This is a genomic window from Streptomyces sp. NPDC002671, assembly GCF_053592475.1.
Map to the genome: position 1 here is coordinate 1 of NZ_JBSFVU010000132.1, position 3,930 is coordinate 3,930.

A 3,930-nucleotide genomic window follows, 5' to 3' on the forward strand; every position below is an offset into this window, starting at 1 on the left:
CACCGAGCCGCGGTTCAGCCACCGGCGGACGAGCTGGGTGCCGAATATCAGCGCGCTGAACCAGACCAGCCCCTCCAGGTCATGCACGGTCGCCAGGACGACCCCCATCAGCAGATGCGGGGCGCCGCTGGGGATGAACTGGGGCAGCATCGCCATGTAGAAGACGCCGTTCTTCGGGTTCAGCAGGCTGGTGTCCAGCCCGCGCGCCCAGGACCGTGCCCACGTCGCCTCCGCGGTCGTGGCTCCCGCCCCGTCCGCCGCATCCCCCGGCACGGGCCGGCCGCGCTCCTTGAGCGTCCGGCGGAGCATGCCGATCGACAAGTAAGGCAGTCAACGGCTCGTCGTGGTGGCCACCACCGCGGCCAAGGCATCCGCACTGGCCAGAGCTCCGCAGGGGTGTACGGGAGCCGTCACACCGGCTGGAGGCGTGACGGCTCCCGTACCCGCTCGGCCTCCCGGCGCCGATCGGGTCACTTGCTGTCGGACGGACGCGGATTTTCCACGTGTGAGATCCAGGTGGTGAGCAGTCCTTCAAGTGCCTTGGTCTCGGCGGGCGTCAGCAGGCTCAGCAGGCGGCGTTCGTTGCGCATGTGGTCGGTGAATGCCTGGTCGATCAGTTCGCGACCGGGCTGGGTGAGGGCCACGATCCGGCCGCGCTGGTCGTCGTCGGAACGGCGGCGGGTGACGAGTCCGGCCCGCTCCAGGCGGTCGATTCGCTTCGTCATCGCGCCGGTGGTGACCATGGTGTGTGCGGCGAGTTCGCCGGGCGCGCGCTCATAGGGCTCGCCGGCGCGGCGCAGTGCGCACAGGACGTCGAACTCTCCCTCGCTGAGTCCGTAGCGCCCGTAGACGAGGCAGAGTTCCTCGGTGAGATGGTCGGCCAGGCGGTGCAGCCGGCCGATCACGCCCTGGGGGGAGATGTCGAGGTCGGGCCGCTCGCGGCGCCAGTCGGCCTGGATGCGGGCCACGCGGTCCAGCAGTTGCGGGTCGTCCATGCACACCATGGTAGCTTCCCAGGAAGCTATATTCTCTTCCATGGAAGCTAATATGCGGTGGGTGGCCCTGACCGCTGTCGCACCGGTGGCCTGGGGCGCCAACTATTACGTCACCCATGAATTCCTGCCACCCGACAGCCCCCTCTACGGGGCGGCTCTGCGAGCGCTGCCCGCCGGTCTCGTCCTGCTGGGTCTGTGCAGGCAGCGACCGCGCGGTGCATGGTGGTGGCGGTCCGCGGTGCTCGGGCTGCTCAACGTGAGCGTGTTCTTCGTGCTCGTCTACGCCGCCTCCCAGCTACTGCCGACGAGCATCGCCTCGACCGTCATGGCGGTGTCCCCGCTGACGATGATGGTCATCGCCTGGGCCCTCGTCTCCGAGCGGCCCGGCATCGCACACCTGGCCGGCGCCGCGATCGGGCTCGGCGGGGTCTGCCTCATGCTGCTCACGGGAACGGGAGGAGTGAGCATGCCGGGAGTCCTCGCCTCGGCCGCGGCCATGCTCGTGTCGTCCTTCGGCCACATCCTGACCAAGCGGTGGAACACCGGTACCGACGTACTCGCCTCGACCGCCTGGCAGCTCACCGCCGGAGGACTGTTCCTGCTGCCGGTCGCCGCAGCCGTGGAGGGCTCTCCGCCCGCACTCTCCACACCGGCGCTCCTCGCGTTCGGCTACGTCACCCTCGTCGCCACCACGCTGGCCTTCGCCGCCTGGTTCACCGGGCTACGGCACCTGCCCGCGGGGACCGTGGGCCTGGTCGGACTGCTCAACCCTGTCACAGGCGTGCTGCTCGGCACGGCAGTGGCCGGAGAGGTGCTGACAGTCCAGCAACTGTGCGGGCTGGCACTCGTCCTGGTCGGAGTCGTCCTGGGACGGCCCACACACGCAGGACGAAGCGGTGGCAGTCGCACTCCTCTCCAACCTGCACCCGACAAGCGCCCCGCCCGCGAGTCCTCCACCTGCAATCCCCTGTGAGGATCAGGGGACACGGGAGGAGGGAGCGGCGCCGATAGCCTGCCGGGATGACTGAGCAGATGGGGCGGGGTGCCGCCGTCACGGATCGATCTGTCCTCCATCCCGGGGATGCCCGACCACCGAGCCCATCGGCCAGCGGTGTTGGGTTCACCGTCTGCTGTCGTCGGGCGCGAGCAGGCTGGTGACTTCGGCGATCGCCTCCGCCGACGGGTGGAAGTAGCGCCGAACGTTCTCCGGCTTCTTGTGCCGCGACTTCGCCATGAGCATCGGCAGGCTGGCCCCGGCCTCGCCGAGGTGCGTGAGCCCGGAATGCCGGTATTCGTGCAGGTCTCACCCGGTTCCAGGCATGCCGCCGACGGCCGTGTGCTCTGAGGTTCCCCCGTTGTCTGGAAGGTGCTGATCAACTGGTCAGGGAGGGGTGACGGATGTTCAGGTTCGTTGGTTCGGCCGTCGCCTGCTTGGTGTAGTGCCTCTCCTCGAACTCGATCGGGCTGAGCCAGCCGAGCCGTTCCTGGATGCGTCGGCTGTTATAGAAGCCGTCGATGTACTCGAAGAGCGCGAGGTTTGCCTCGGCCCTCGTGGCGAAGGTGCGCCCGCGCAGGCCCTCGGTCTTGATCAGCATCCACAGGTTCTCCGCGAGAGCGTTATCGTACGAGTCCCCGACCGAACCTGTCGACGCCTCGATTCCTGCCCTCATCAGGCGAGTTGTGAGCCTGATGGATGTGTCAGCCGTGATCGGCATGATGAATGAGCTTTCCGGGCTCGACCTCACGGCTGGCGAGCGCGTATTCCAGCGTCGTGAGCACCAGGTCGGCGTCCGCGCGGGCGGAGGTCTCCCAGGCCACGACCCGGCGGGAGAAGGCGTCCCGGATCGCCGAGAGCCACAACGGCCCCTCGCCGGTCGGGATCATCGTCAGGTCGGTCACCCACAGCCGGTTCGGCGCCTCGGCGGTGAAGTCCCGGTTGACCAGGTCCGGAGCGAGCGTGGCCTTCGGATCGCGGCGCGTGAAGCCGTTCCGGCGTGGGCTCACCCCCGCCAGACCGTCCTCGCGCATCAACCGCTCGACCCGCTTGCGTCCGACGCGGACGCCCTCGCGCTTCAGGACGGCGTGCACCCGCGGCGAGCCGTAGACGCCGCCCGAGTCGGCGTGGATCTCGCGGATCTTCTCTGTCAGCTCGCCGTCCAGGCGCCGCCGTTCGCACGGTTCTTGTTCGGCGCGGCGCCACCGGTAGTAGGTGGTGGAGGGGATGTTCAGTTCCCGCAGGACGCACTCGACTCCCAGGCGGGGATGCTCGTCCAGTGCCACGAAGTTAAGCGCTCGGCGGCAGTGTCAAGGGTGGGGCGGGATGCGGGAGGGGCCTCTGCTATCCAGGGGATCGACCAAGATCTTCCTGAGAAAGCAGAGGCCCAGTGGCTCAGTCTGTCACGGGCGGAACCGATGACGTGTTCGCGCCTGGTCATATCGGTGAGTCAACGCAGGTCATCCCGCCCGAGTTGGTAGATGCGGTACTGGACGAGACCGGGGCTCGCGAACGACGACTTCGAAGCCTCCCCTCTCGCGTCGGGGTGTACTTCGTGCTCGCGCTCGGGCTGTTCGAGCATCTGGGCACCGGACTGGTGTGGGGCAAACTCGCGGCCGGACTGGCCGCCAGAGTGCCTCAGCCGTCGGAGAAGGCACTTCGCGATCTGCGTCGACGGGTCGGAGTGGCCCCGCTCAAGCGGCTGTTCGACGTGCTGGCCGGCCCGCTGGCCCAGCCGTCCACGCCCGGAGTGCGCTACCGCCGCTGGCGCACGGTCGCCTTCGACGGATGCGGGAGCCTGTCCGTCCCCGACCACGAGCGCAACCGGTCCTGGCTCGGCCGCACTGAACGCCGCTACGGCCCGACCGGCTACCCCCGGCTGATGCTCATGACCCTGTGCGAAACAGGCACCCGCGGCCTGATCGCAGCGGTCTTCGGCCC

General features: G+C 68.7%; 6 protein-coding genes and 1 pseudogene. 2 read left to right on the forward strand and 5 right to left on the reverse strand.

Going from position 1 to position 3,930, the window contains the following annotated elements; all coding sequences use genetic code 11:
- A partial coding sequence (locus ACWD35_RS45055) for a LysE family translocator (RefSeq protein ID WP_451357110.1) occupies positions 1-321 on the reverse strand: 321 nt, incomplete at its 3' end.
- 149 nt (positions 322-470) lie between these two features.
- On the reverse strand, positions 471-1,004 hold the full coding sequence (locus ACWD35_RS45060; protein ID WP_383270748.1) for a MarR family winged helix-turn-helix transcriptional regulator: 534 nt from the start codon (positions 1,002-1,004) through the stop codon (positions 471-473).
- Positions 1,005-1,035: 31 nt separating this feature from the next.
- Here ACWD35_RS45060 and ACWD35_RS45065 point away from each other — a divergent pair, with 31 nt between their 5' ends.
- The gene (locus ACWD35_RS45065; protein ID WP_451357111.1) at positions 1,036-1,968 is read left to right on the forward strand and encodes an EamA family transporter; all 933 of its coding nucleotides are present in this window, start codon (positions 1,036-1,038) and stop codon (positions 1,966-1,968) included.
- 147 nt (positions 1,969-2,115) lie between these two features.
- Here ACWD35_RS45065 and ACWD35_RS45070 read toward each other — a convergent pair.
- From ACWD35_RS45070 to ACWD35_RS45080, 3 genes and pseudogenes are all read right to left on the reverse strand, one after another.
- Positions 2,116-2,337: pseudogene (locus ACWD35_RS45070) on the reverse strand (hypothetical protein); the annotation flags it as partial.
- A gap of 31 nt (positions 2,338-2,368) precedes the next feature.
- Positions 2,369-2,590 carry an IS3 family transposase gene (locus tag ACWD35_RS45075; RefSeq protein ID WP_451357112.1) on the reverse strand — a complete coding sequence of 74 codons (222 nt, stop codon included), beginning with the start codon at positions 2,588-2,590 and terminating at the stop codon, positions 2,369-2,371.
- Between the two features lie 103 nt (positions 2,591-2,693).
- On the reverse strand, positions 2,694-3,275 hold the full coding sequence (locus tag ACWD35_RS45080) for an IS3 family transposase (protein ID WP_451357113.1): 582 nt from the start codon (positions 3,273-3,275) through the stop codon (positions 2,694-2,696).
- A 104-nt stretch (positions 3,276-3,379) separates the two neighbouring features.
- Between ACWD35_RS45080 and ACWD35_RS45085 the strand changes: the two genes are divergently transcribed.
- The coding region (locus tag ACWD35_RS45085; RefSeq protein ID WP_451357114.1) for a transposase domain-containing protein at positions 3,380-3,930 on the forward strand (551 nt) is incomplete at its 3' end.